Origin of the sequence: Dethiosulfovibrio peptidovorans DSM 11002, assembly GCF_000172975.1 — a bacterium.
GTDB lineage: Bacteria > Synergistota > Synergistia > Synergistales > Dethiosulfovibrionaceae > Dethiosulfovibrio > Dethiosulfovibrio peptidovorans.
Genome location: NZ_ABTR02000001.1, coordinates 2,158,803 through 2,183,652, shown reverse-complemented (window position 1 = coordinate 2,183,652; position 24,850 = coordinate 2,158,803). Strand labels below are relative to the sequence as shown.

Annotated in this window: 16 protein-coding genes, 2 tRNA genes and 2 rRNA genes; 1 reads left to right on the top strand and 19 read right to left on the bottom strand. The window is 51.6% G+C overall.

The window, feature by feature from the left end:
• Positions 1–28: 28 nt before the first annotated feature.
• From DPEP_RS10490 to DPEP_RS10475, 4 genes are all read right to left on the bottom strand, one after another.
• Positions 29–3,007 (bottom strand): 23S ribosomal RNA (locus tag DPEP_RS10490).
• Between the two features lie 99 nt (positions 3,008–3,106).
• Positions 3,107–3,182, bottom strand: a tRNA-Ala gene (locus DPEP_RS10485).
• A 19-nt stretch (positions 3,183–3,201) separates the two neighbouring features.
• Positions 3,202–3,278 (bottom strand) — tRNA-Ile (locus DPEP_RS10480).
• A gap of 54 nt (positions 3,279–3,332) precedes the next feature.
• A 16S ribosomal RNA gene (locus DPEP_RS10475) occupies positions 3,333–4,862 on the bottom strand.
• Together the 16S and 23S rRNA genes with 2 tRNA genes alongside form the textbook arrangement of a ribosomal RNA operon.
• 234 nt (positions 4,863–5,096) lie before the next feature.
• Between DPEP_RS10475 and DPEP_RS10470 the strand changes: the two genes are divergently transcribed.
• A complete protein-coding gene (locus DPEP_RS10470; protein ID WP_005661951.1) occupies positions 5,097–7,328 on the top strand; it encodes a penicillin-binding protein 1A in 2,232 nt (743 codons plus the stop codon).
• A gap of 58 nt (positions 7,329–7,386) precedes the next feature.
• Here DPEP_RS10470 and DPEP_RS10465 read toward each other — a convergent pair whose 3' ends face one another.
• The 15 genes from DPEP_RS10465 to DPEP_RS10395 form a co-directional block, all read right to left on the bottom strand.
• Entirely contained in the window at positions 7,387–8,199 is an 813-nt protein-coding gene (locus tag DPEP_RS10465) for a pyruvate, water dikinase regulatory protein (protein ID WP_005661949.1), read from the bottom strand.
• 27 nt (positions 8,200–8,226) lie between these two features.
• Complete coding sequence (gene glyS / locus DPEP_RS10460; protein ID WP_005661947.1) at positions 8,227–10,293, bottom strand: glycine--tRNA ligase subunit beta; 2,067 nt, start codon at positions 10,291–10,293, stop codon at positions 8,227–8,229.
• Between the two features lie 13 nt (positions 10,294–10,306).
• Positions 10,307–11,182 (bottom strand): glycine--tRNA ligase subunit alpha, encoded by an 876-nt coding sequence (locus DPEP_RS10455; RefSeq protein ID WP_005661946.1) that lies wholly within the window; start codon positions 11,180–11,182, stop codon positions 10,307–10,309.
• Between the two features lie 27 nt (positions 11,183–11,209).
• Positions 11,210–11,641 carry a DNA repair protein RecO gene (recO, locus tag DPEP_RS13780; protein ID WP_420805912.1) on the bottom strand — a complete coding sequence of 144 codons (432 nt, stop codon included), beginning with the start codon at positions 11,639–11,641 and terminating at the stop codon, positions 11,210–11,212.
• Between the two features lie 263 nt (positions 11,642–11,904).
• Positions 11,905–12,834, bottom strand: a complete 930-nt coding sequence (gene era, locus DPEP_RS10445) for a GTPase Era (RefSeq protein WP_005661944.1) — start codon at positions 12,832–12,834, stop codon at positions 11,905–11,907.
• Complete coding sequence (locus tag DPEP_RS10440; RefSeq protein WP_005661943.1) at positions 12,824–14,101, bottom strand: hemolysin family protein; 1,278 nt, start codon at positions 14,099–14,101, stop codon at positions 12,824–12,826. The genes era and DPEP_RS10440 overlap by 11 nt, the downstream gene beginning before the upstream one ends.
• A 7-nt stretch (positions 14,102–14,108) precedes the next feature.
• Positions 14,109–14,606: an rRNA maturation RNase YbeY gene (gene ybeY, locus DPEP_RS10435; protein WP_005661942.1), complete on the bottom strand. Its 498-nt coding sequence runs from the start codon at positions 14,604–14,606 to the stop codon at positions 14,109–14,111.
• On the bottom strand, positions 14,606–16,711 hold the full coding sequence (locus DPEP_RS10430) for an HD family phosphohydrolase (protein WP_083797587.1): 2,106 nt from the start codon (positions 16,709–16,711) through the stop codon (positions 14,606–14,608). Before DPEP_RS10430 ends, ybeY begins: the two co-directional genes overlap by 1 nt.
• Positions 16,611–17,651: a PhoH family protein gene (locus DPEP_RS10425; RefSeq protein ID WP_005661938.1), complete on the bottom strand. Its 1,041-nt coding sequence runs from the start codon at positions 17,649–17,651 to the stop codon at positions 16,611–16,613. The genes DPEP_RS10430 and DPEP_RS10425 overlap by 101 nt, the downstream gene beginning before the upstream one ends.
• An 18-nt stretch (positions 17,652–17,669) precedes the next feature.
• The gene (locus DPEP_RS10420) at positions 17,670–17,903 is read right to left on the bottom strand and encodes a NifU family protein (RefSeq protein ID WP_005661936.1); all 234 of its coding nucleotides are present in this window, start codon (positions 17,901–17,903) and stop codon (positions 17,670–17,672) included.
• Between the two features lie 13 nt (positions 17,904–17,916).
• Positions 17,917–19,329 carry a pyruvate carboxylase subunit B gene (locus DPEP_RS10415; protein ID WP_005661934.1) on the bottom strand — a complete coding sequence of 471 codons (1,413 nt, stop codon included), beginning with the start codon at positions 19,327–19,329 and terminating at the stop codon, positions 17,917–17,919.
• A gap of 36 nt (positions 19,330–19,365) precedes the next feature.
• Positions 19,366–20,193 carry a nucleoside triphosphate pyrophosphohydrolase gene (gene mazG, locus DPEP_RS10410; protein WP_005661932.1) on the bottom strand — a complete coding sequence of 276 codons (828 nt, stop codon included), beginning with the start codon at positions 20,191–20,193 and terminating at the stop codon, positions 19,366–19,368.
• Entirely contained in the window at positions 20,190–23,234 is a 3,045-nt protein-coding gene (locus DPEP_RS10405) for a DEAD/DEAH box helicase (RefSeq protein WP_005661930.1), read from the bottom strand. The genes mazG and DPEP_RS10405 overlap by 4 nt, the downstream gene beginning before the upstream one ends.
• Before the next feature lie 368 nt (positions 23,235–23,602).
• Positions 23,603–24,163 carry an aminoacyl-tRNA hydrolase gene (gene pth, locus DPEP_RS10400; protein WP_005661928.1) on the bottom strand — a complete coding sequence of 187 codons (561 nt, stop codon included), beginning with the start codon at positions 24,161–24,163 and terminating at the stop codon, positions 23,603–23,605.
• Positions 24,164–24,178: 15 nt separating this feature from the next.
• Positions 24,179–24,802, bottom strand: coding sequence for a 50S ribosomal protein L25 (locus tag DPEP_RS10395; protein ID WP_005661927.1), 624 nt, complete (start codon positions 24,800–24,802; stop codon positions 24,179–24,181).
• Between the last annotated feature and the right edge of the window lie 48 nt (positions 24,803–24,850).

Sequence of the window (24,850 nt, the reverse complement as noted above, 5' to 3'; positions counted from 1 at the left end):
CCCTGACAAGGAACAAAGAAAACAAAAAGAGGTTAAGGCCTCGGCGTATTAGTACCGGTCAGCTCCACGCGTTGCCACGCTTCCACCTCCGGCCTATCTGCCCCGTCGTCTACGGGACGCCTTACCTGCTTACGCAGTGAGGTATCTCATCTTGGAGGCGGCTTCCCGCTTAGATGCCTTCAGCGGTTATCCGTTCCGCACATAGCTACCCAGCTTATGCATCTGGCGACACAACTGGTACACCAGCGGTGCGTCCACTCCGGTCCTCTCGTACTAGGAGCAGCTCTCCTCAAATACCTTACGCCCATGGTGGATAGGGACCGAACTGTCTCACGACGTTCTAAACCCAGCTCACGTACCGCTTTAATGGGCGAACAGACCAACCCTTGGGACCTGCTTCAGCCCCAGGATGCGACGAGCCGACATCGAGGTGCCAAACCTCCCCGTCGATGGGAACTCTCGGGGGAGATCAGCCTGTTATCCCCGGGGTAGCTTTTATCCGATGAGCGACGGCCCTTCCATTCGGTACCGCCGGATCACTAGGACCGACTTTCGTCTCTGTTCGACATGTCTGTCTCACAGTCAAGCCATCTTATACCCTTACGCTCTTCGGGCGTTTTCCATTCGCCCTGAGATGACCTTTGCGCGCCTCCGTTACTCTTTAGGAGGCGACCGCCCCAGTCAAACTGCCCACCTGACAATGTCCCGCTCTCCGATTCAGAAGCAGCGGTTAGAAACTTAACACAACAAGGGTGGTATCCCAACAACGCCTCCACGAATACTGACGTACTCGCTTCTCAGGCTCCCACCTATCCTGTACATGATGTGCCGAGTCCCAATGCCAGGCTACAGTAAAGCTCCACGGGGTCTTTCCGTCCCACCACGGGTAACCGGTGTCTTTACCGGTACCACAATTTCACTGGGATCCATCGTCGAGACAGCGCCCAAATCGTTACGCCATTCGTGCAGGTCGGAACTTACCCGACAAGGAATTTCGCTACCTTAGGACCGTTATAGTTACGGCCGCCGTTTACTGGGGGCTTCGGTTCAAAGCTTCGCCCGAAGACTAACCTCTCCCCTTAACCTTCCAGCACCGGGCAGGCGTCAGACCCTATACGTCGGCTTGCGCCTTCTGCAGAGTCCTGTGTTTTTAGTAAACAGTCGCTTGGGCCTGGTTTCTGCGACCACCCTCAGCTCCACCAGCATTAGCTTCACCAGGGTGGCACTCCTTCTCCCGAAGTTACGGAGTCAACTTGCAGAGTTCCTTAACGATGGTTATTCCACTCACCTTAGCCTTCTCAGCCAGACCACCTGTGTCGGTTTCGGGTACGGGCGTTCTCTTCCTCCCTAGTGGCTTTTCTCGGCAGCGTGGCGTCAATGTCTTCGCGCTCGTAAGCACTCCCCTTCAGGTCTCAGCATTATCAGGTAGGTGGATTTTCCTGCCTACCCTGCCTACTCCCTTGGACCGGCTCTTCCATCCGCCGGCTACACCTAGCCTCCTGCGTCACCACTTCGGTAATAACGTCCAAGAACGGGGCAGGAATGTCTACCTGCTGTCCATCGACTACGCTTCTCAGCCTCGCCTTAGGTCCCGCCTAACCCTGGGCGGATCAACCTTCCCCAGGAAACCTTGGTCTTCCGGTGAACAAGATTCTCACTTGTTTGTCGTTACTCATGCCTGCATTCTCACTTCCCATCGGTCCACCGCACTTTACAATACGGCTTCACTCCAATGGCAACGCTCCCCTACCGATGTATTTACATACATCCCGTGGCTTCGGTGTCATGCTTAGCCCCCTACATTTTCGGCGCAGAGATCCTCGACCAGTGAGCTATTACGCACTCTTTAAAGGATGGCTGCTTCTAAGCCAACCTCCTGGCTGTTTGGGCATCTCCACATCCTTGCCACACTTAGCATGTCTTTGGGACCTTAGCCGACGGTCTGGGCTGTTTCCCTTTCGACCACGGACCTTATCACCCGTAGTCTCACTCCCAGGCTTCACGTCTCGGTATTCGGAGTTTAGTTGAATTTGGTAGGACCCCAGTCCCCCGCATCCATCCAGTGCTCTACCCCCGAGACGAAATACCTGAGGCTGCACCTCAATGCATTTCGGGGAGAACCAGCTATTACCCAACTCGATTAGCTTTTCACTCCTAACCACAGCTCATCCAAATCTTTTTCAACAGATACTGGTTCGGTCCTCCATGAGGTTTCACCCTCACTTCAACCTGGCCATGGCTAGATCGTCGGGCTTCGGGTCTACTACGTGAAACTTGCGCCCTGTTAAGACTCGGTTTCCCTTCGGCTGCGGACCTTATAGCCCTTAACCTTGCTACACGCAGTATCTCGCAGGCTCATTTTTCAATAGGCACACCGTCACTTTCCATGCCTCGCGGCATTTCCAGCTCCGATTGCTTGTAGGCATACGGGTTCAGGTCTGTTTCACTCCCCGCCAGGGGTGCTTTTCACCTTTCCCTCTCGGTACTATTCGCTATCGGTCACCTGAAGTGTTTAGCCTTGGACGATGGTCCGCCCGGATTCAACCGGAATTCCTCGTGCTCCGGCCTACTCGGGAGATATGTCAACAGAGATTTCGCTTTCGACTACGGGACTTTCACCCTCTGCGGTCCGCTTTCCCAACACGGTTCGTCTAACGATTTCTTTTGTAACTGCTGTCGCAACCTGCAAGTCACGAGTACATATTCCCACAACCCCCCATAAGCAACGATTGCAGTCTTACACTTACCGGGTTTAGGCTGCTCCCCTTTCGCTCACCACTACTCAGGGTATCTCTCTCGATTTCTTTTCCTCCGGCTACTGAGATGTTTCACTTCGCCGGGTTCCTTCCCTTACGGGATGACCGAGGGTTGCTCGGCCGGGTTGCCCCATTCAGATATCCACGGATCAAAGGATGCTTGCTCCTACCCGTGGCTTTTCGCAGCTTGCCACGTCTTTCTTCGGCTTCAGGTGCCTAGGCATCCACCGTATGCCCTTATTACCTTAACCTCTCTTTGCTTTCTCTATTCCTTTGTCAAGGAACTACCAAACGGAAAGCAAAAAACGTCCTACATCTATGCAGAACGCTCTCCATCTTGGTATCTTCATTGGTGGAGGTGACCGGAATCGAACCGACGACCTCCTGCGTGCAAAGCAGGCGCTCTCCCGACTGAGCTACACCCCCATAGAAAAAAACGAAAACTTGGTGGGCCGAAGTGGACTTGAACCACTGACCTCTCGGTTATCAGCCGAGTGCTCTAGCCGCCTGAGCTACCGGCCCACTAAAAAGAAAGAGAACAGCGCATGATAGAACATAAAAGAACGTACTCCTTAGAAAGGAGGTGATCCAGCCGCACCTTCCGGTACGGCTACCTTGTTACGACTTCACCCTCCTTACCAGACACACCTTCGACGGATCCGCCCCCTAAGGGTTCGGCCTCCGGCTTCGGGTGCACCCAACTCGGATGGTGTGACGGGCGGTGTGTACAAGGCCCGGGAACGTATTCACCGCAACTTAGCTGATTTGCGATTACTAGCGATTCCAACTTCATGCAGTCGAGTTGCAGACTGCAATCCGAACTGGGACCGACTTTGTGGGATCCGCTCCAACTCGCGCCTTCGCTTCCCTCTGTATCGGCCATTGTAGCATGTGTGTTGCCCTGGACATAAGGGCCATGATGACTTGACGTCGTCCCCACCTTCCTCCGGCTTGTCGCCGGCAGTCTCGCCAGAGTGCTCGCCTTCAATCGTTAGCAACTGACAATAGGGGTTGCGCTCGTTGCGGGACTTAACCCAACATCTCACGACACGAGCTGACGACAGCCATGCAGCACCTGTCTAGGCTCCATATCCGAAAATATGGTCTATCACCTTTCAGGTCAATACCACCTAGATGTCAAGCCCAGGTAAGGTTCTTCGGTTTGCATCGAATTAAACCACGTGCTCCACCGCTTGTGCGGGCCCCCGTCAATTCCTTTGAGTTTCAACCTTGCGGCCGTACTCCCCAGGCGGAATGCTTATCGCGTTAACTGCGGCACGGATGGTTTGACCCACCCACACCTAGCATTCATCGTTTACTGCCAGGACTACCCGGGTATCTAATCCGGTTCGCTCCCCTGGCTTTCGCGCCTCAGCGTCAGGGTGTAGCCAGCAAGCCGCCTTCGCCACTGGTGTTCTTCCCGATATCTACGCATTTCACCGCTACACCGGGAATTCCGCTTGCCTCTCTACCCCTCCAGCAAGACAGTTTCGAGTGCACACACGGGTTGAGCCCGTGCCTTTTACACCCGACTTGCCTCGCAGCCTACGCGCCCTTTACGCCCAGTAATTCCGGACAACGCTCGCCCCCTACGTGTTACCGCGGCTGCTGGCACGTAGTTTGCCGGGGCTTCCTCGCAGGGTACCGTCACTTCCTTCTTCCCCTGCAACAGAGGTTTACAATCCGAAGACCGTCTTCCCTCACGCGGCGTCGCTGGGTCAGGCTTCCGCCCATTGCCCAATATTCCCCACTGCTGCCTCCCGTAGGAGTCTGGACCGTATCTCAGTTCCAATGTGGCCGGTCAACCTCTCAGTCCGGCTACCCGTCTTCGGCTTGGTAGGCCTTTACCCCACCAACTACCTGATAGGACGCGAGACCCTCCATCAGCGGATTGCTCCTTTTCACCCTTGGGCTTATGGGGTTTTAATCCCGGTTTCCCGGGGCTATCCCCCTCTGATGGACAGGTCCTCACGCTTTACTCACCCGTCCGCGACTCAGTATATGTACCGTCCAGCCGAAGCTTTCAAGTACATACCTTCGTCCCACTTGCATGTGTTAAGCACGCCGCCAGCGTTCGTCCTGAGCCAGGATCAAACTCTCCATAAAATTTTTCGAGTTACGCTAGTTCTTCTCATGCGCTGTATTCTCTTTTCAAGTTTCGTGCCACCCTGCGGCGACCGAAGTACTATAACATCTCACTTGATATCGTGCAACCCCTCCATAAGCTTTTTTCTGTTTCTCCCTTTTCAATGGATTTCCTACGAAGATATGAGGATGCAGGTGTTATAATTCAACGGTATCGATAAACTCTACGAAAAAACCCCTCAGGGAGTGTGATCCATGTTACGCAAAAAAACTAAAAATCGGAAGGCCCCCTCTTCTCTTTGGCGAATTCTGGGGACCTTTTTCTTTTTGTCTTTGACGGTAATAGTCGCATTGAGCGCTATCGGAACTGCCGTCATCGTGTCGAAATTGGCCCAGGACCTGCCCTCCGACGACGAGATCCTTTCCTATAAAGCGAACGAAGCCAGCGTCGTGTACGATAGAAACGGCAAGGTAATAACGAAACTGTTTCTGGAAAACAGGCGACCGGTGGAACTTAAGGACATCTCCAGATGGATGGTGATGTCTACTTTAGCGGCGGAAGACTCCTCTTTTTATTCCCATCACGGGATAAGACCTCTGGCGATTCTGCGATCGATCTTTTCAGGTGACGGCGGACACGGCGCAAGCACGATAACGCAACAGCTGGCCAGAAATCTATTTCTTACTTTGGATCAAACGATGCAGAGAAAAGGAAGAGAGGCAATTCTATCGCTTCGCATAGAACAGCTGTACAGCAAAGATAAGATACTGGAAACCTATCTAAACGCCATTTACTTCGGACACGGGGCCTGGGGAGTAGGAGCCGCTGCTCAGGCTTATTTTGGAAAACCGCCCTCTAATCTGACATTGGCGGAAGCGTCAGTTCTCGCAGGTCTTATAGCGGCACCGGAGAGGTATTCTCCGATAAAAAACCTCAAAAAGTCCAAGGTCCGTCAGAGGTACGTCCTTCAAAGACTGACTACTTTGGGGTGGATAACAGAAGAACAGAAAGAAAGGGCCCTATCGGAAAAACTGACTTTCAACAACACTACCGTAAAAAACGTTCTAAACGTCAATAAGGCTCCTTACTTCGTGAGCCACATACTCTTCAAGAGACTGTTGCCCAAATATGGAAGAGATCGCGTCTACTCTTCAGGTCTAAAGATATACACCACCATCGATCTGGATCTACAGATAGCGGCAGAGAAGGCCATCCAAGAGCTCAAGTCAGAGGGAGCTATAGTAGCACTGGATCCCGAGACCGGAGAGATATTGGCTCTGGTCGGAGGAAAGGATTTCAAGGTCAGCAAATTCAACAGGGCCACTCAAGCCTATCGCCAGCCCGGCTCGGCTTTCAAACCGATCCTCTACACCGCGGCACTGGAAAGCGGCTATATGCCTACGGATCATATTCTTGACAAACATATCTCCTATGAAATAAAGGAGAGCGTCGACAAGATTTGGACTCCCGGTAACTACAGCAAGAAATTCGCAGGAGAAGAACCGTTGTTTGAGGCCCTTACCCATTCTCACAATACTCCTGCCGTTAGGCTTACCGATCTTACCGGTGTAGAAGCAGTAATGTCCATGTCCAGAAGACTGGGTATAACATCGCCACACCTATCTCCCGCTTTATCGATCGGACTGGGCACTGCCAGCGTGACCCCTCTTGAGATGGCATCGGTTTACTGCGTCTATGCGAATAACGGCAAAAGGGTCACTCCCTACTCCATAAGAGAGATACGGGATAACAACGATAAAACACTCGAAAACCACACTCCGAAACTCGAAGAGGCCATAGATCCCTCCACCGCCATAGTGATGAGATCTATGCTGATAGACGTGGTCAAGGCCGGAACGGGACGCAGAGCAGCTCTAACGGGATACGAGGTCTTCGGAAAAACGGGAACGACGAACGAGTACAGCGATGCGTGGTTCGCCGGCGGACTACCCGGACTGGTCTCCGTCGTTTATGCAGGCAATGACGATCATAAACCTCTAGGAAGGGGCGCAACGGGAGGAAGGATCGCTCTCCCCGTTTGGAAAAATTTCATGGAAAAAGCCGTTACCATGAGGACTTATCCTAGCACTTTCGACGTGCCAGAAAATTCCGCGGTGGTCAAGGTCATGGTTTGCCGCAAATCCGGCTACATCGCTTCAGACGGTTGCTCTTCTGCGGAGCTGTACTTGCCGGAAGACAGAGCACCGAAGGCGGTTTGCCCGTTACACGGCGGATCTCCCATGATGGCAATGGAGGATCCCAACGCTCCCAGATTACTTCTGCTTCCTCAGGATAGCTCCTTCCAGTTGGGAGAGATGACCGTTCCCTCGGAGCTTGCGCCGTCTATGATACCGCCGTCCATTCCCGCTCGTGTGCCCCCGGCGATTGCTCCTGCCACCGATCCATACGCTGATGAGCGCGAAACTCCTGCAACGGTCGAGGATAAGTACCAGCAACTTCTCAAACAGTACGGCCTTTCAGACTGATAACAAAAAAAATTACCCAGACGGCTTAAGCCGTCTGGGTAATTTTTCGCCCTGTCCTCTAGTTTACGTGGGTTAACCTCATATCCTCCAGGAGATTTTGAGAGATTTCCTCGATTGAGCGATCGGTCGTATCGTACACACGACAGCCTACCTTGATCATTATCTCTTTCGCGTAGTTAAGCTCCAGAAGTATCCTCTTTTCCTGAGCATAGGCGGATATGTCGGGATCCAATCCCATTATTCTCAGCCTGTCTTTCCGTATTTTCATCAGCTTATCGGGACTGATCAGTAGTCCGACACATCTTTGGGGCATGACCTGCCAGAGAGTATCTTGAGGTGCCACCTCTGGAACTAGAGGTAAATTAGCAACCTTATATCCCTTGTTGGCCAGAAACATGGACAACGGGGTCTTTCCCGATCTAGACACTCCCAGTACGACTATGTCCGCCGAGAGCATCAGATTCTGGCTTTTCCCATCGTCGCATTTGATGGAGAACTCTATAGCCTTTATCCTTTGGAAGTATTTATCGTCCATTCGACGAAGCAATCCCGGCTTTTGAAGTGCCCTAAAGCCACTCCAACGAGAGACGGCCCCCTGTAGAGGTCCCAAAAGATCGATCGCCATCACGCCGTTTCTCTCGGCCTGATCCATCAACTCTCTTCTGACCTCATCTGACACCAATGTGGAGACGACCAAGGCCCCTCTATCTCGAGCTTGCTCTATGAGAGGTTCTATTTTTTCCGGCAAATCCACGAATCTAAATCGGATGAACTTCACGTCGAGATCCTTGAACTGGGTCAAGACCGCCTGAACTATATATTCGGCGGTTTCTCCGGTCGAATCGGAAACTAGGGCTATAGTTGGAGACATTTTAAACTATCCTTGTTCCGCAAAACACTACCTCTTCAGCCGAGACAGATTGCCTATCTCTCGGAAAAGATCCTCACATTCTCCGAGGAGCGCCAGTCTGTTCGCTCTGACCGTCGAATCTTCGTCCATAACCATAACGTCGTCGAAAAACGACGTTATGGAAGGGGAAAGCCTCGAGAGGGATTCCATCAGAAGATCCCAGTTATCCTCCTCTACTGCCTTACAGACCGTCCGGGAACAGCTTTCGACCGCTTCAGCGAGATCCTTTTCAGCAGGCATGAGAAGTTTTGCGACCTCTACGGAACTTCCTCTCTCCTCTCCGTTCTTGGCCAGGATATTCTGTACCCTCACGGCAGCTGTGACCAGATTGATAAACCACTGTTCTTCCTGAACGGCCTTCAACGATTCGAGGAACCTCAATGCCTGTAGGGGCCGTCCTCCCGTGACCGATACAGCCAGCTCCGCGAGATCGTGAGAGAAGTCCTTTTCCTTAAGCTGGATAAGAAGTCTTTGTCTTATGAACGAGATGAGTTCTTCCATGGGCTCTTTCTCCAACTGGAGGGAGTGGGCCGCCTCTTTTAAAAACTCGTCCAGATTTACGTCGAGGGATAGACTCCAGATTATCTCGTTTACGCAACGAACGGCCCGTCTCAGTCCATAGGGATCCTGAGATCCCGATGGCCTAAATCCCATTTTAAAAGCCCCTACCATGTTGAAGACCCTTTCGCTCAACCCCAACACCGCTCCTATGACGTCGCTCGGTGTTTCGTCTCCCGCGCTCTTGGGAAGATACTGCTCATATATAGCCATGGCAACCCTGGGATCCTCGCCATCTTTTAGAGCGTACTCCCTTCCCATGATACCCTGAAGTTCCGGAAACTCGTATACCATGTTGGTGACGAGATCGGACTTGGAAAGAATGGCCGCTCTCTCTATCAGTTTTATATGTTCCTCCAATCCAAGCATGGAGGTTAAACTACGAACCAGATCAACAGTTATCATTACCTTATCGTAAACCGATCCGAGTTTTTCCTGATACACCACGGTCTTAAGCCGATCCAGTTTAGACGCCAGAGGCTCTCGGCTATCCTCGTTCCAGAAAAACGAGGCATCCTCTAGCCTGGCCCTAAGTACCCTCTGGTTTCCCTCTACTATGACGTTCATGTTAACTGCTCTGTTATTGCTTACACCTACGAAATAAGGCATCAGTTTCCCCGAATGATCCCTAACGGGGAAATACTTCTGATGGTGCTTCATAGTGGTGACAAGGACTTCTTCCGGCAACTCCAGGTATTTTTTGTCAAATTTACCGTAAAAAGGGACCGGGTATTCTACGAGAAACAGGTTTTCCTCTATCAGATCCGGATCCTTATCTATAGTTCCGTCCATCTCTTTTTCTAGAATCGCTATAGCGGAAAGCATCTTCTCTTTTCTCTTTTTTTGATCCACTATGACGTAGTTATCGTAAAGTTTTTCCATGTAGGACGACTCCTTGGATACCGAAACGGAAGGAGCGCCCATGAACCTGTGGCCTCTCGATATCTGACCGGATTTTATCCCGTTTAGCTCGAAGGAAACCACTTTATCGTCTAGAAGACAGAGGATCCACCTTATAGGTCTGGCAAACCGAACGGAGGTTTTCTTCCAATACATATTCTTAGGGAAAACAAGTCTGTTGACGATCCTACAGAGCATATCGGGCAGGAGATCCAGGGTCTGACCGCCCTTCTGGTTTACCACGGCAAATACGTAGGGGATCCCGTTGACGTCCCTTTTTTCAAGGTCCTCTACCTCTATATTCTTGCTCTTGGCGAATCCTATGGCGGCTCTGGTGGGTGTACCGTTCCCATCGAAGGCGCTTTTCCAGGCGGGACCTTTAAACTCTTCCGAGAGATCGTCCTGACGAGAATTGAGCTTCTTTATCGAGAGCACCAGCCTCCTGGGAGTACCGTAGGTCTCTATATTTCCACAGCTTATACGGGCCTCGGAGAACTCGGCCGAGGCTATATCGGCCAGTTCCCTCAGAGCACGAGGCATGAAACGGGAGGGGATTTCCTCCGTACCTATCTCTAAAATCAGGTTGTTCGTCTCCATTGCGACACCCCTCCTAAACTAACTTTCCCTTTAGCGGATAGTCCATGGCTTTGCGCTGAGCGCTGTAGCTCTCGCAACATTTTATGGCCAGAGCACGGATTCTGGATATATACCCGGTCCTCTGAGTTACGCTTATGGCGTTTCGTGCGTCCAACATGTTGAACGTATGAGAGCATTTCAGCGTATAGTCCCATGCCGGCAGGACCAGCCCTTTCTCGACTATATTATGGGATTCTCTCTCGTACATATCGAAAAGTTTAAACAACATGTCGGTGTCGGCGACCTCGAAATTATAGGTGGAGTGTTCTACCTCACCTTTATGATGGATGTCCCCGTAGGTCAACTCATCGTTCCAATTGAGATCATAGACGCTGTCGACCTTTTGGACGAACATGGCGATTCTCTCTATTCCATAGGTCAACTCCGCCGGGACCAATGCCATGTCCACCCCGCCGACCTGCTGAAAATAGGTAAACTGAGTTATCTCCATACCGTCCAGCCAGACCTCCCAGCCTAACCCCCAGGCTCCTACGGTAGGGGATTCCCAATCGTCCTCCACGAATCGAATATCGTGCTCCGATGGGTCTATTCCTAAGGCGGCGAGACTGTCCAGATAAAGTTCCTGGACATCGTCGGGGGCAGGCTTCAGTATCACCTGATACTGATAATAATGTTGAAGCCTGTTGGGATTTTCTCCATATCTACCGTCGGTAGGACGTCTGGAAGGCTCTACGTAGGCGACCTTCCAGGGCTCAGGTCCGATTACCCTCAGGGAGGTCGCCGGATTCATGGTACCGGCTCCTACCTCGACATCGTAAGGCTGTTGTATGACACATCCCCGCTCCGCCCAAAAACGCTCCAGACGGAAGATTATCTCCTGAAAATTCAAATAGACCACATCCTTGCCGAAAGTTTTTTATCTAAAAGCCTTTAGGTTACTCGAAATTATACTCCTGACGGCATATAAGTTCTTACGGTTACCCTCGGATAACGTTTCCTGCGGTAAGTTTTTTTTATCCGTTCTAGCCCAAAAAGTAGCTGCCTCAAGAGGTATCCGGCCTCGCCCGCCAGGCGAACAGACAGGACACAGAAACACCCCGTCTTTCCATGTTCCCTCAGAGAGCCTTTTTCCGCAGCTTCCGCAAGAAGAGAGAGAAGGGGCCACTCCCCAGACCTTAAGGATCCGCCATAAAAATCGCAGGTCCATTCCCCAAGGATCCCTCCTGTCCTCGAGAAGTTCCAAGGCCCAGAAAAAGACAGGGATTACCTCGTCGACAGGTTGCTGATAGGGTAACATCTCGGACAACAACCGACACCATCCTAAAGCGAACTTAAGGGATTCCTGCATATTTCGAAGATCCCAAAAGTCCTTCTTCACCTCTATTTCCTTCAAAAAGGAGCGATTTCTGCCTTTATAGAATGAAAAAACTCCCCAGGTCAGAGGTTCGGTACTGCCGCCCAATCTCACCCTGCCGCGGCCCCCTCCCGGCAAGGAGAGCCAATGGACGCCATCCCCTCGAAAGAGACACATAAGACGGATGTCCCCTTCAGGGCTGATCTCTCGTCTGAGGACTACTCCGGTTCGACGACGGAGTCCCTGAGGTTTTTCGATCACTCTCTGTATCCGAGGCGACGAATCTCCGATTCGGAGTTCCGCCAATCCTTTCTGACCTTTATCCATAGGTCCAAAAAGACTTTCCCCCCCAGGAAGCTCTCCAGAGCTTCCCGCGCCGCAGTTCCTATCTCTTTCATTTTTTCGCCACCAGAGCCCAGCAAAATTAGCTTCTGACCTCGACGTTCCACGAAGATAACACCTCTTATGTAGGTATCTCTCCGTTCAGGATACTCTTCAGGCGATTTATACTCCAGGATCTCCACCGCCACGCTGTGCGGAACCTCTTGGTCGGTTCTCAAAAGAACCTGTTCCCTTATTATCTCAGCAGCCAGGAAACGAGAGGAACGGTCTATCAGCATATCCTCCATATACATAGGAGGTCCCTCAGGAATATGCTCAAGTATGAAATCCATGAGCGTCTCCAGATTGATATCCTCTCTAGCGGAGACGGGCAAGACATCCATGGGGTTTAGCTTTTTACGGTAGGTATCTATCAAAGGAAGAATTTTAGCCTTCTTGGAACCCAGGAGGTCCACCTTGTTTATGACCATGATAACAGGCGTGTTCGAGTTTTTGAGGCGCTCGATTATATGTCTGTCCTGGCCGGTAATTCCCTCGTCCTGAGCCGATATAACGTAGAGGATAAGGTCAGCATCGTCCAGGGCTACCAAAGCCGAGTCAACTATGGCCTCTCCGAGACGATGCTGCGGCTTATGAATTCCCGGGGTATCTGTAAAGACGATCTGGCCGCCTTCCACATCTGCGATACACCTTATTCTGTTCCTAGTGGTCTGAGGTTTAGGGGATACTATCGTGGCCTTGCAACGTAAAAGAGCGTTAACCAAGGAGGACTTGCCGACGTTAGGTCTCCCGACCACGGCTACGACTCCAGATCTATAGCCCTCGTCGAATTTTTCAATCGTCATCCTCGACACACTCCTCTGAATCAATTTTTCTCAACTCTACCTCCATCACTCTGTGATCCGCCAAGCTTAGAACGGTAAACTCCCAAGGACCATAGGTCACGGAGCTACCGGTGCCGGGGAAATCCCCGGAAAGATCGGTTATCAATCCACCGACTGATTCCACATCTTCCGATTCGAATGGATACCCAAGAAAATCGCTCAGGTCCTCGAGGTCCATGTTTCCCTGAACCTGATAGACCCCTTCCTCAACCTCTTCTATGGCTGGAAGTTCGTGATCGTATTCATCTTGGATCTCCCCTACAATCTCCTCAAGGAGATCTTCGAGGGTTATTATCCCGGCGGTGCCACCGTACTCGTCGACCACCACTGCCATATGTATCCTTCGACTTTTCATTATGTTAAAAAGGTCGGGAACCTTCATTGTTTCCGGAACAAAGAGAGCATCTCTCTTAAGGCTGGCTAACTTCACTTCGGTTTTCCCTGAATATAGCAACCCTATCAGGTCTTTCACGTAGAGAATCCCTATGATATCGTCCAAGCTATCCTCATAGATAGGTATCCTGGAATGACCGTGTTCCTCCAGATGGGGAATCAATTCCTCTATGGTTATGTCGCTATCGACGACGTCCATATCTATGCGGGGGACCATGACCTCCGAGACCTTGGTGTCCTCGAAAGAGATTATGCCGTGGATCATTCGCCTCTCCGATTCCTCTAAAGCGCCAGAGGCCTCCCCGATAGTAACCACCTGCTCTATTTCCTCTCTGGTGACAAAGGAAGCCTGCAGAGAGAGATCTACCTTGGAGAGTCTGCCGATCGCGGTTACGATACCGCCTATTATCCAGACGAAGGGGGACAACACCAGACTGGAGAACCGAATAAAATGCAGGGTAAAAAACAGGACCTTTTCGCTTTTTGCCAAAGCGAAACTTTTGGGCAAAATTTCTCCGAAGATAACTATCAATACCGTCATAGCTGTCACAGCAAGAACGACTCCATGTCTTTGAAAAACCATCACGGCCAGAGTCGTAGCCAAAGAACTAGCCGCTATGTTGACCAGATTGTTGGCGATCAGGATCGTGGTAAGGGCTTTTTGACGATCCTTCAAGAGCCAATCCAAAACCTTCCGAAAACTCATGTAGCGATCTCTCAGAGCGAGTAGTTTAGCTCTGCTGGTAGCGGTTATAGCCGTTTCTCCACCGCTGAAGAGCCCGGAGAGAAAGAGCAGAAAGATCACGAATATCAGGCTTTTAAAGAGGATAGTCAAAACCAGATCAACCCTCCTGCCCCAATTTTTCCATCGCTATATCTCTGTATTTTTCCTGTAGGGACCACATGGCCGCTTCCTTTTCCTGCGTATCGTGGTCCCATCCTAAGAGATGAAGAACACTGTGAAAAACCATCAAGGCCATCTCTCTGTCGTAGGATTCATTGCGTTCCTCGGCATTACGGTTTACGATAGAAGTACATATGACCACATCTCCCAACGGTAGCTCGGTCCATTCTTCCGGTGGAGAGAAGACGCCGTCCTCCCATTGGGGAAAGGAAAGCACGTCGGTAGAACTATCGCAGCCCCTATAAGAATTGTTCAGCTGCCTTATGGTCTCCTCATCGACGGTGGCTATCGATATGGACACTGAATCCCTCATTCGCCACTGTGGCCATACCTCGTCGAAAAGCTGGGATATACAGAGAGAGAGAACCTCCTCGTCGAGTATCGCAGACGGTCGAGGGTCACCCTCGTCGTTTGAGATGCCAATCTCCAGTTTCATCACATCTGTCCATCCTTTCCGGTTTCCGGTGTTTTGTCTTCCTGCAACGGTACTATGTTTCTGGTATGGTACATCGACTTCAAAGTCTGAAGCATTACTTCCTTTATTTTAGCCAAATCCAGCAGGGTAAATCCAGTATCGTCAAGCTGACCATCTCTCAGCTTGGACTCGGTTACCCCATCTACTATTTCCTTTAGATCCATAAAACTTTTTATATTTTCCCTCTCCGCTCTAACCGCCGCCTCTATCGAATCGGCCAACATAACCAATCCAGTCTCCTTCGTCTTCGGCCTGGGCCCGGGATATCTGAACTGACTCTCGGAAGGATCGAGTCCCATTTTCTTAGCCTTTTTGTAGAAATACCCCAGACAAGTCGTGCCGTGATGCTCCGCTATAAAGCGTCTTATCCCCTCGGGCAACTTGTTCTCCAGGGCCAAGTCCAGCCCTTCTCTCACATGGGATACTATCACGAGAGCAGACATAACGGGAGATATGTCATCGTGAGCGTTTTTAGATCCAAACTGATTTTCCACGAAAAATTGCGGCCGTTTCAGCTTGCCTATATCGTGAAAGAAAGCTCCGGATTTTACCAGTCTGGAGTTAAGTCTCAATGCATCGGACGACGCCTCGGCAAGTATAGCAACCATTTGAGAATGATGGTAGGTTCCCGGTGCCTCTATCTGAAGCCTTTTCTGGAGGGGATGATCGGGCTGACAGAGTTCCATTAGGCGCAAAGGCGACAGGACATCGAACAGACCTTCCGTCAGAGGAAGGATTATCATCGTCAAGGTTCCCCAAAGAATCGACATAAGAAAAACCTGCAGGGGAAATATATAGTCGAAGGGGTTGTTGAATATCCATCTCGACAACAATAAGGCCGCTCCTGAGACCAGGCCAAGCTGTACCATGCAGAGCCAAAGACTCGATCTGGAATCGATTCTCCTGAATAGGATCTCGCCTATCCCAGCGACGACCATCCCTATCAGTAAAATTTCTCCTGAGGATATCGGAGTGACGTCGAAAAAAAGAGACGCTAACAGAAGGGTCCCAGCCAAAACAGTGGCTCTGGCTCTTCGATGGGGCATCGTTACGTAGGCTATCCCTGCCATGGGAACTATACCGAGCCCCGTCATCCCGTAAAAGGCGGATAGAACTCCCATGACGAGGCATAAAGCAAAGAGAAAAGCCACAAAACCTGCTTTTCTCTCGTCCCATAGGGTAAGAACGTTCTTTTGGGCCCAGATAAAAACCGATACGACCGACAATGAAATAACAAAAAGGGTTTTTATAGGAAAGGCAGCTTCAGGATATCCCTGTCTCCTCAGTAATTCGGCAATTTGAGGGGTGATCGTATCCCCTTTGGAAACTATTACCTCTCCCGCCTGGATCTCTTTCGGGACCGTCTCTACCGCATCCGCAACTATATCTCTTAACCTGTCCGTGATACCCGATTCTCCCGAGACAGCCGGTATAAGGATTCCCGACAGGACTTGTACGGATATATTGGCTTCTCCGGGATCCAAGCCGCTGCTCTCCAGAACACGCCATAGATAGTCTTCAGAAACACCCTGCATCGAATCCCTGTAGATATCCGATTCGGAGATCTCCAAACCGGCTTTAGAGGTGACTTTAAGAAGGAGATCCCGCCTTTCGATCGGGAGGGCCCGAATAAGCTCGATGAAAACCTGGGGAACTCCGGCTTCCTCCAGACGACCTTCCCCTATCAGAGATAATCTCTCCTGGGCTTCCTTTATATGACCGGTTTTTCTCACCAACACGTCTACGATACTATCTTTTGCAAAATCCCTGAGCTGTTCGGTCTCCTTCTCGTCTTTATAACGCATGTTGAATAACGCGAAGTAATTTCTGGTTGCGGGGAGTCCCTTCACAAAAGATCTATCGATATCTATGGATACCCACCTAAAAACCAAAAGCAGACAGCCAACGACAAGGAGGGCTGAAAGCGACAGATAAGTCGCTTTCAGCCTCTCATGAGACCGGTCCTCAGCTTTTGGCTGCTGTCGAACCGGTTCCTGTCTCTTGTTTTTCTCTTTGTCTTTCTTCATGTCTTTCATAGGCAGCCACAACCCTCTGAACGATCTCATGGCGTACGACGTCGACGTTTTCCAGGCGGATAAAATCGATCCCTTTGACACCTTCGAGTATGTCCTGAACGACAAAAAGTCCGGATCTTTTTCCTGAGGGGAGATCAACCTGGGTCAAGTCCCCCGTTACGACCGCCTTGGATCCGAAACCGAGTCTCGTCAAAAACATCTTCATCTGCTCCGGAGAGGTGTTTTGAGCCTCATCCAATATTATGAAGCTGTCATTCAAAGTTCGCCCTCTCATATAGGCCAAAGGGGCTACCTCTATGACGTTCTTGTCGATATATCTCATAAACCGTTCCGGACTCAGGAGGTCGAAAAAAGCGTCGTAAAGAGGCCTTAGATAGGGCTCCACCTTTTCTTTCAGATCCCCTGGAAGAAAGCCTAAACTCTCACCCGCCTCTACCGCTGGACGGACCAGCACGATCCTGCTGATAGCGCCGGACTTCAACATATTCACGGCCTCGCAGACCGCCAGATAAGTCTTTCCCGTGCCGGCCGGACCTATACCAAAGACGACGTCGTTCTCCCTGATCGCTTTTATATAGGCTCTCTGACCAAGGGTTTTCGGTCGAACCGGTTTCCCTCTGGCAGTCATACAGAGCAGATCGTCGTAAAGGGCCTCTAGATCGACGGCCCCTCTCTTGGCGATCATGTCCATTCCATACCTTATCTCCGCCGCCCTTATGGCATGGCCCTTGGAGGCTATGCTAAGCATCTGATCTATAAAATCGGAAACTATCTCGACCGCGTCTCTATCGGGGCCCTGAACAGTTATGTTCTCTCCCCGCAGGACTATGCGTACCGGATACCTCTCCTCTATCAGATGGATATTCTCGTCGTCCTTACCGGAAAACTTGGATCCCGAGCCGACTGCCCCGGACTCAAAGACGTAGGAATACCCACCGGGAGTCTCCTCTACTGTAATTTTACTGGTCAAGAGGACAACCTACCGGGGCTAGGCTCTGACAACCGAGGAGACCTCCGGAATCTCCCTCTTCAAGACCGCCTCTACCTGCATCCTGAGGGTCTCCTGAGCGAAGGGACAGGTACCGCAAGCCCCTTGAAGACGGGCGGAGATAACTCCCGATTCTTCGTCGAAGGATACAACCTCAACGTCCCCACCGTGACTTTGAAGGGCAGGACGGATGCTTTTGTCAACCACTTCGTTTATCCTATCTATCAAACTCATTTCAACCTCCCGATCACACCGGATAAGCGATCTCTTCGACTACCTCGTCGAGACCGATATCCCTTAAATTCAACCTAGAGTACTGTTTCATGAGAAAGTCCTTCGCTACGGCGGGGAAAAGGACGTAACTGAGGACATCTTCCGGCTGGGTTATCCAGGCAGCTATATCGGCCCTGGCCCTATCGAGCTCGGGGGCGATCTTCTCTCCCGGCCTGCAGGTTATGGGCTCCTCCCCTCCGAGGGCCTTCACCTGGACCTCGGGATCGACCTCTGCGGGGGGCTTCCCGTAGTAACCCATAAAGTAGTTCTTCACTTCCTTTGGAATGATCTTCCATCTCTCTCCTACGAGGACGTTCAAGGTCGCCTGGGTACCGACTATCTGACTGGTAGGGGTCACCAGCGGAGGATAACCCATGGCCTTCCTGACCACCGGCACCTCTTTGAGAACATCGTCCAGGCGATGCTCCGACGACTGCTCCCTAAGCTGATTCACCAAGTTGGAGTACATTCCTCCCGGTATCTGATATATCAACACGTTTGTATCGGCTCCGTCGAGCTTCACGAAAAGATCGTCATACTTGGATCGGAGTTTCTTGAAATGGTCTGCTATAGGAATCATATTCTCCAAGGAGAGTCCCGTGTCGAAAGGACCGCCGGACAAGGCTGCTACCATGGACTCTGAAGCGGGCTGACTGGTTCTCATTGAAAAGGGCGATATAGCACAGTCAACCACGTCCGCACCGGCCTCTATGGCAGCGTAATAGGCCATTGACGCCAATCCACTGGTGTAGTGGCTGTGAACCTGTACGGGAAGCTCGGTCTCTTTTTTTATCCCTCTTACCAGACGATCCGCATCGACCGGACTGAGGAGACCTGCCATATCCTTGATACATATCGAATCGGCTCCCATATCCCTCATCTTGCCAGCGATGTCGATGAACAGATCGTTCGTGTGCACCGGAGATATGGTATAGGAAATACACATCTGGAGGTGGGCGCCCTCCCTCTTGACCTGGTCGGACGCGACCTCGAGGTTTCTAAGATCGTTGAGGGCATCGAAGACCCTCATTATGTCGATTCCGTTACCGACCGCTCTCTTGACGAATTCCCTCACGACGTCGTCTCCGTAATGTCTGTATCCAACCAGGTTCTGTCCACGAAGGAGCATTTGAAGCTTCGTGTTCTTGATATGTTTCCTGAGTACTCTAAGGCGCTCCCAAGGGTCCTCGTTGAGGAATCTCATGCAGGAGTCGAAGGTGGCTCCTCCCCACACCTCCAGGGAGTGATATCCAACCTGGTCCATCTTTTCGAGGACCGGCAGCATATCCTCGATCCGGAGTCTAGTCGCCATGAGGGACTGGTGAGCATCCCTCAAAGCGGTCTCGGTTATCCCTATTTTCCTGATAGAGTTTTTCGACTGACTCATAGTCTTACCTCCATTCCAGTAACTGTGGACACTATATCACATGGGATTATCGCACGCACCATCCTGCCGAGAGACCGCCTTAGCCCGAGCCCAGAGAGAATCGAGTTCGTCCAGGTCGGTATCGGTCCATGACTTATTTCGATCCCGAAGGTCCTGTTCTATCCTCCCGAAACGATCGATAAATTTTTTGTTCGATCTCTCCAGCGCGAGATGCGGGTCCACCCCTAACCGACGAGCCAGATTCACTATGGAGAAAAGAACGTCCCCTATCTCCTCCTCCATGGAAAGCCTGTCCTCCGATTCCATAGCCGTCTTGACCTCGTCGATCTCCTCGTCTATCTTATCGAAAACCGGCAATTGAGACGACTGGTCCCAATCGAAACCCACGCTGGCCGCCTTTTGCTGTATCCTGAAAGCCTTTATAAGCGGAGGTAATCCCTTGGGGACCCCCGACAGCACCGTGGCTCCGTTATCCTGACCGCCCTTTTCATTGAGCTTTATCTGTTCCCAGTTCCTCAAGACCTCATCGCTATCGGAAACGTCGACATCGCCGAAAACGTGGGGGTGCCTACGGATCAGTTTATCCGATATCGACCTCACTATGTCCGCCAGGGAGAAATCCCCGGACTCCTCCGCTATCACTCCAATGAAGACGACCTGGAGCAGAAGATCACCTGATTCCTCGCATATCCCCGCTATATCGCCGTTGTCGACGGCATCGACCAGTTCATAGGCCTCTTCTATGATATGAGGACGAAGAGAACCATAGGTCTGTTTTCTGTCCCAAGGACAGCCCCCGGGGGCTCTCAGTCGGTTCATGATATCCCTCAACTGGGAAAAAAGCGCCCCGCTATCGTCTTTCATGAGATCACTCCTTCAGTCGACTTTCGATCGGTCAAGATATCCAGCAAAGATATAATCCCCGATCGGCCTCCGGGACCGACCATTTCGTCTTTCTTTTCGGTCCATAGAGCAGACAGCCTTACGTCCGTCTTCTCTCCCAGGGTTATCTCACATCGTTCCTCGGAGAGCATACAACGAATTATACCCCGCTTTCGACATATAGTCCTGAGCAACGCAAGATCCAAAAGTCGATCTACCTCGGATGGAATCGGTCCGAATCTGTCCTGAAGCTCGTTTCTCAGATTTTCACGACCCTCTAAATCTTCTATCTCGTCTATTCTACGATATATGGCCAATCTAAGGGCCGACACGGAGATGTAGCTTTCAGGAATAGAGAGTGGTATTCTTATCTCCATCTCCGTCTCCCCCGTGGTCCCTCCTCTCAGACGATCGACCTCATCCCGCAATTTTCTATAATACAGCTGAAGTCCGACCCTCTCCCTGTGGCCGTGTTGGGACATCCCCAGCAGGTCGCCTCCGCCACGAATGTGAAGATCCTCCTTGGCCAGTTCGTAACCGGCCCCCTGAAAGGAAAGTCTGCCGATGGCGTCGAGCCTTTCGGCGGTGGAATGAGGTAAGACACAATCGGACGGATAGAGAAAAAAGGCGTAAGCGGTGTCGTCTCTGCGACCGACCCGCCCCCTCAGCTGGTGCATCTGGGCGAGGCCGAGCAGTCTCGAGTCATCCACCACCAATGTATTGGCTCTTCCGACGTCCAGTCCGCTCTCGACTATAGTGGTGCAGACCAAGATATCTATCTCCCCGTCGTAAAAGGCCATCATAGTTTCCTCCAGCTCATTTTCTCTCATTCGACCGTGAGCGAAGGCAACTCGGACATCGGGAAAACGGCTCTTCACCCATCCGGCTCTTTCCTCTATGGTCCCGACCCTATTGTGAAGCATATAGACCTGACCGCCTCTCGCCATCTCTCTGGCGAGGGCCTTTCGGACAAGTCCGTCGTCCCAGGCGCCTGTCACCGTTATTATGGCCGGTCTGTTACCAGGAGGCGTCTCGATTATCGATACGTCTCTCATACCCTTCATCGCCATGGAAAAAGTTCTGGGAATCGGCGTTGCCGAAAGGGTCAGGACGTCCACTCCGGATCTCAGTTTACGGAACCTCTCTTTATGGGCGACTCCGAAACGATGTTCTTCGTCGACGATTATAAGCCCCAGGCGCCGTATCTTGAGATCGTTCTGTAAAAGCCTATGGGTTCCTATCACCACGTCCACGGAGCCATCCGCTAAGCCCGTCAATATCTCGTTCTGTCTCCTCTGTGAAACAAAACGGGAAAGCAGCTCCACCTTAAGAGGGAACGGCCCCATTCTGCTACGGAACGTCATGTAATGTTGTTGGGCTAAAACGGTCGTAGGGACCAACACCAACACCTGGAATCCGTCCATGGCGGCCTTGAAGACAGCTCTGAGAGCCACCTCTGTCTTTCCATATCCGACATCTCCTACGACGAGACGATCCATAGGTCTCGGCGACTCCATATCTTTCTTCACATCCGATATGGCCTTTAACTGGTCTATCGTCTCCTCATGGGGGAACGACCTCTCAAATTCCTCCATCGCCTCTCCGTCGGGAGAGAAAGCGTGTCCCTTTGCGATCTTTCTCTTGGCATAGAGTTCCAGAAGCTCCTTGGCCTCCTCCTCTATCTGCCTCTCCGCTTTTCTCAAAGAAGTGCTCCAGCGGGACGATCCCAGACGATCCGGAACCGTCGATTCGTCCACCGATCCCTTGTAGGGAGAGATCCTCGAAATCTGCCCGGTGGGCAAAAGCAATCTCTTCTTGTCCTGAAACTCCAAAACGAGGAATTCCTGTCTTCCCCAGGATCCCTCGACCGACTCAAGGCCGCCGTAACGACAAAGACCGTGATCCTCGTGAACCAACCAGTCCCTGGCCTCGAAAAGAATAGACCAATCCTTGGGCGTTCCCTGTCTTTCCGTCCTCCTGTCCGGCCTGATTCCGTACATCTCTACGTCGGATAAAAAGACCATCTTCTCCTCGTCGTCTATAAAACCGGAGGAAAGGGGCTCGGGCTGCCAGTCCATTCCTTCGAAATCGCTCGGCAGAGGGGACGAACTTCGGATAGCTACGTAATACCCCTGTTCTCTCCAACGAGAGATCTGAACCGCCATCTCGGATATGCGTCCTCGAAATCGGGGAACCTCCCTTAAGGACAATCTCCTCTGACGAACGCCGAGACCGGATTCGAAACGGTAGAGAAGCGGAGTATCGATTAAAAAGCGATCCCATCGCTCCTCCGGAATGTTCCACTTGGCGGAGAGATCGTTCCATATGGACCTGAAACTATCGGCGTTAATCTGTGAGCGGATGGGGTCGAAAAGAAAGACCTCCCCTTTTTCAGACACAGTGGAGGCAGCGGATGGGGTCACACGATCCCCTAATTCCCATACAGAGAAGGCCTCCACCTTGCATTTGCTCGTCTGATCTTCCGGGGAGAACAGGCGCATCTCCTCTATCTCGTCGTCGAAAAAAACTACCCTCAGAGGCATTCGAGAGGAAGGATCGAACAGATCGACGATCCCTCCTCTTACGGCATATTCTCCTGGTTTCCACACCAGATCGCTTCTGGAATAGCCGGATGAATCCAGCCAGGAGATAAGACGGTCTCTGCCCGCACACTCCCCTATTCTTAGGGAGAGAAGTCCTTCGGAATTCATAAAGGGAGACATCATCCCGCCTGGAGTGGAGATCAGTATGCCCCCTTCCTCGGACCACTTTCGAAGAACGTGACCTCTTGCGACCATAGAGGCCGGGTCGTCGACGATCCCCTTTTCCAATGGAATATCGGGCAACCTGAATATCTTCTCGTGGGAGAGCAGAATTTTAGCGTCGGAATAGAAATCCTCTGCCTGATTCTCATCGGGAAGCAGCACGGTAAGGCGGCTCGACCGCTCTCGACATATCCAAGCCCTGACCGCCCCCTTGAAGGGAAAGAAAAAAGCTCTCGAGCCGTCGAAAAGATCCAACAAGTCTATATCCTCCTCCCGATAAAAGGAACCTCTAAAAACTCACGTCCGAGTCTCCTCGTAGAGGTCGTTCCGACGGAGCCCATTCGAGCCCGTCTTTTCGACCTGCCGTCGTGTAGTACGAATGGGGCGACAGGACGTCGCCCCAAGCCGAGGGGGCTCCGAGGCGGTCCGTACGAAACAGGCAGGTCGAAAAGACGCTCGGGCGAGACAGGGCGCAGGCGGAACGACCTCTACGAGGATCAGCGTTTTTGGAGATATCCTAGAACAAGCTCAGTCGCGACGACCTAATGAAGGGTCTGCATTTTTAGAGATATCCTAAAGACATTTAAAAAAGTGGCGGAATAAAAATTCCGCCACCATCCATCGCGTTAATTGAACCTATTCATGACGTGTTCCAACGAGTTGGAGCACAGCTCTCTACAGGCAGAACAGGCTCTGTCCAGGGAACTTAGGAGATCGGGAATCCGATCCTCTGGAAATCGTCCCAAGACAAAGTCGACCAAGGGTATTCTGTCCGGTTTGGGACCTACCCCTATCCGAAGTCTGGGGATTTCGCTGAAACCCAGGCAGGCTATGATCGATTTCATGCCGTTATGTCCACCGGCAGACCCTCTCGCTCTGATACGGATTCGTCCGACATCCAAGGCCACGTCATCGTAAATAACCAGGAGATCCTCCAGATCCACAGGATGATATCGGAGAAAATCCCTTATGGCCTCTCCACTGGCATTCATGTAGGTCAAGGGCTTCATCAGGAAGACCCTCTCTCCGTCCATAAGTACAGGCCCCCATATGTAAGACTTGAACTTCTCCTGCGGAGCGCCTAAAGCTAGCTCGTCCACTAACCTGTCAACGACCATCCAGCCAACGTTATGTCTGGTCTGGCCGTATTTTAACCCGGGGTTCCCCAGACCTACGAACAGCTTCAACCTTACGTGCCGCCGTTAGGCCATCTCCTCGGCGGCTTCTTCCTCCTCCTCGGAAACTTCCTCGGAAGAGGCGGCCTTGCCGTGGACGACCTCGACGACGATCTCGGAAGGATCTTTATCCATCTCGGCGCTCTCAGGAAGGTCGAGGTCGGCCAAGGTAATCGAGTCGCCGACGTTCATGGATTCTACGTTCAAGACGACGTTCTCCGGGATCTCCCTGGGAAGGACGTTTATCTCGATATCGAGAATGCGCTGTTCCAGAAGACCTCCGGCTTTAACTCCGGCGCAGGTCTCTTTGCCTACGATCTCGATGGGAACCTTCACGGACACCTTATGGCCTTTGACCAGCTGATAAAAATCGACGTGAAGCACGTCGTCGCTGACGTAATTTCTGTTCATGTCCCTTATGATGCACATCTCCGAAGAGCCATCGGGCAGCACAGCGTCGAACTTGAGCGTGTTCCAGTGGGTGCCTCTTATATTGGGCAGAAAATCTTCCGCTTTGACCTGTACCGACACGGCTTCCCTGTAGTCGGGGCCGTAGAGAACCGCGGGAATATATCCCGAACGGCGAAGACGACCGCAGGCCTCTTTTCCTACGGCATCTCTCTTTTCGAGGTTAAGTCTAACAAGATCCATAAAAATCCTCCTCAGACGTTGCTTAAAGCAACAAATAGTAAAAACTCG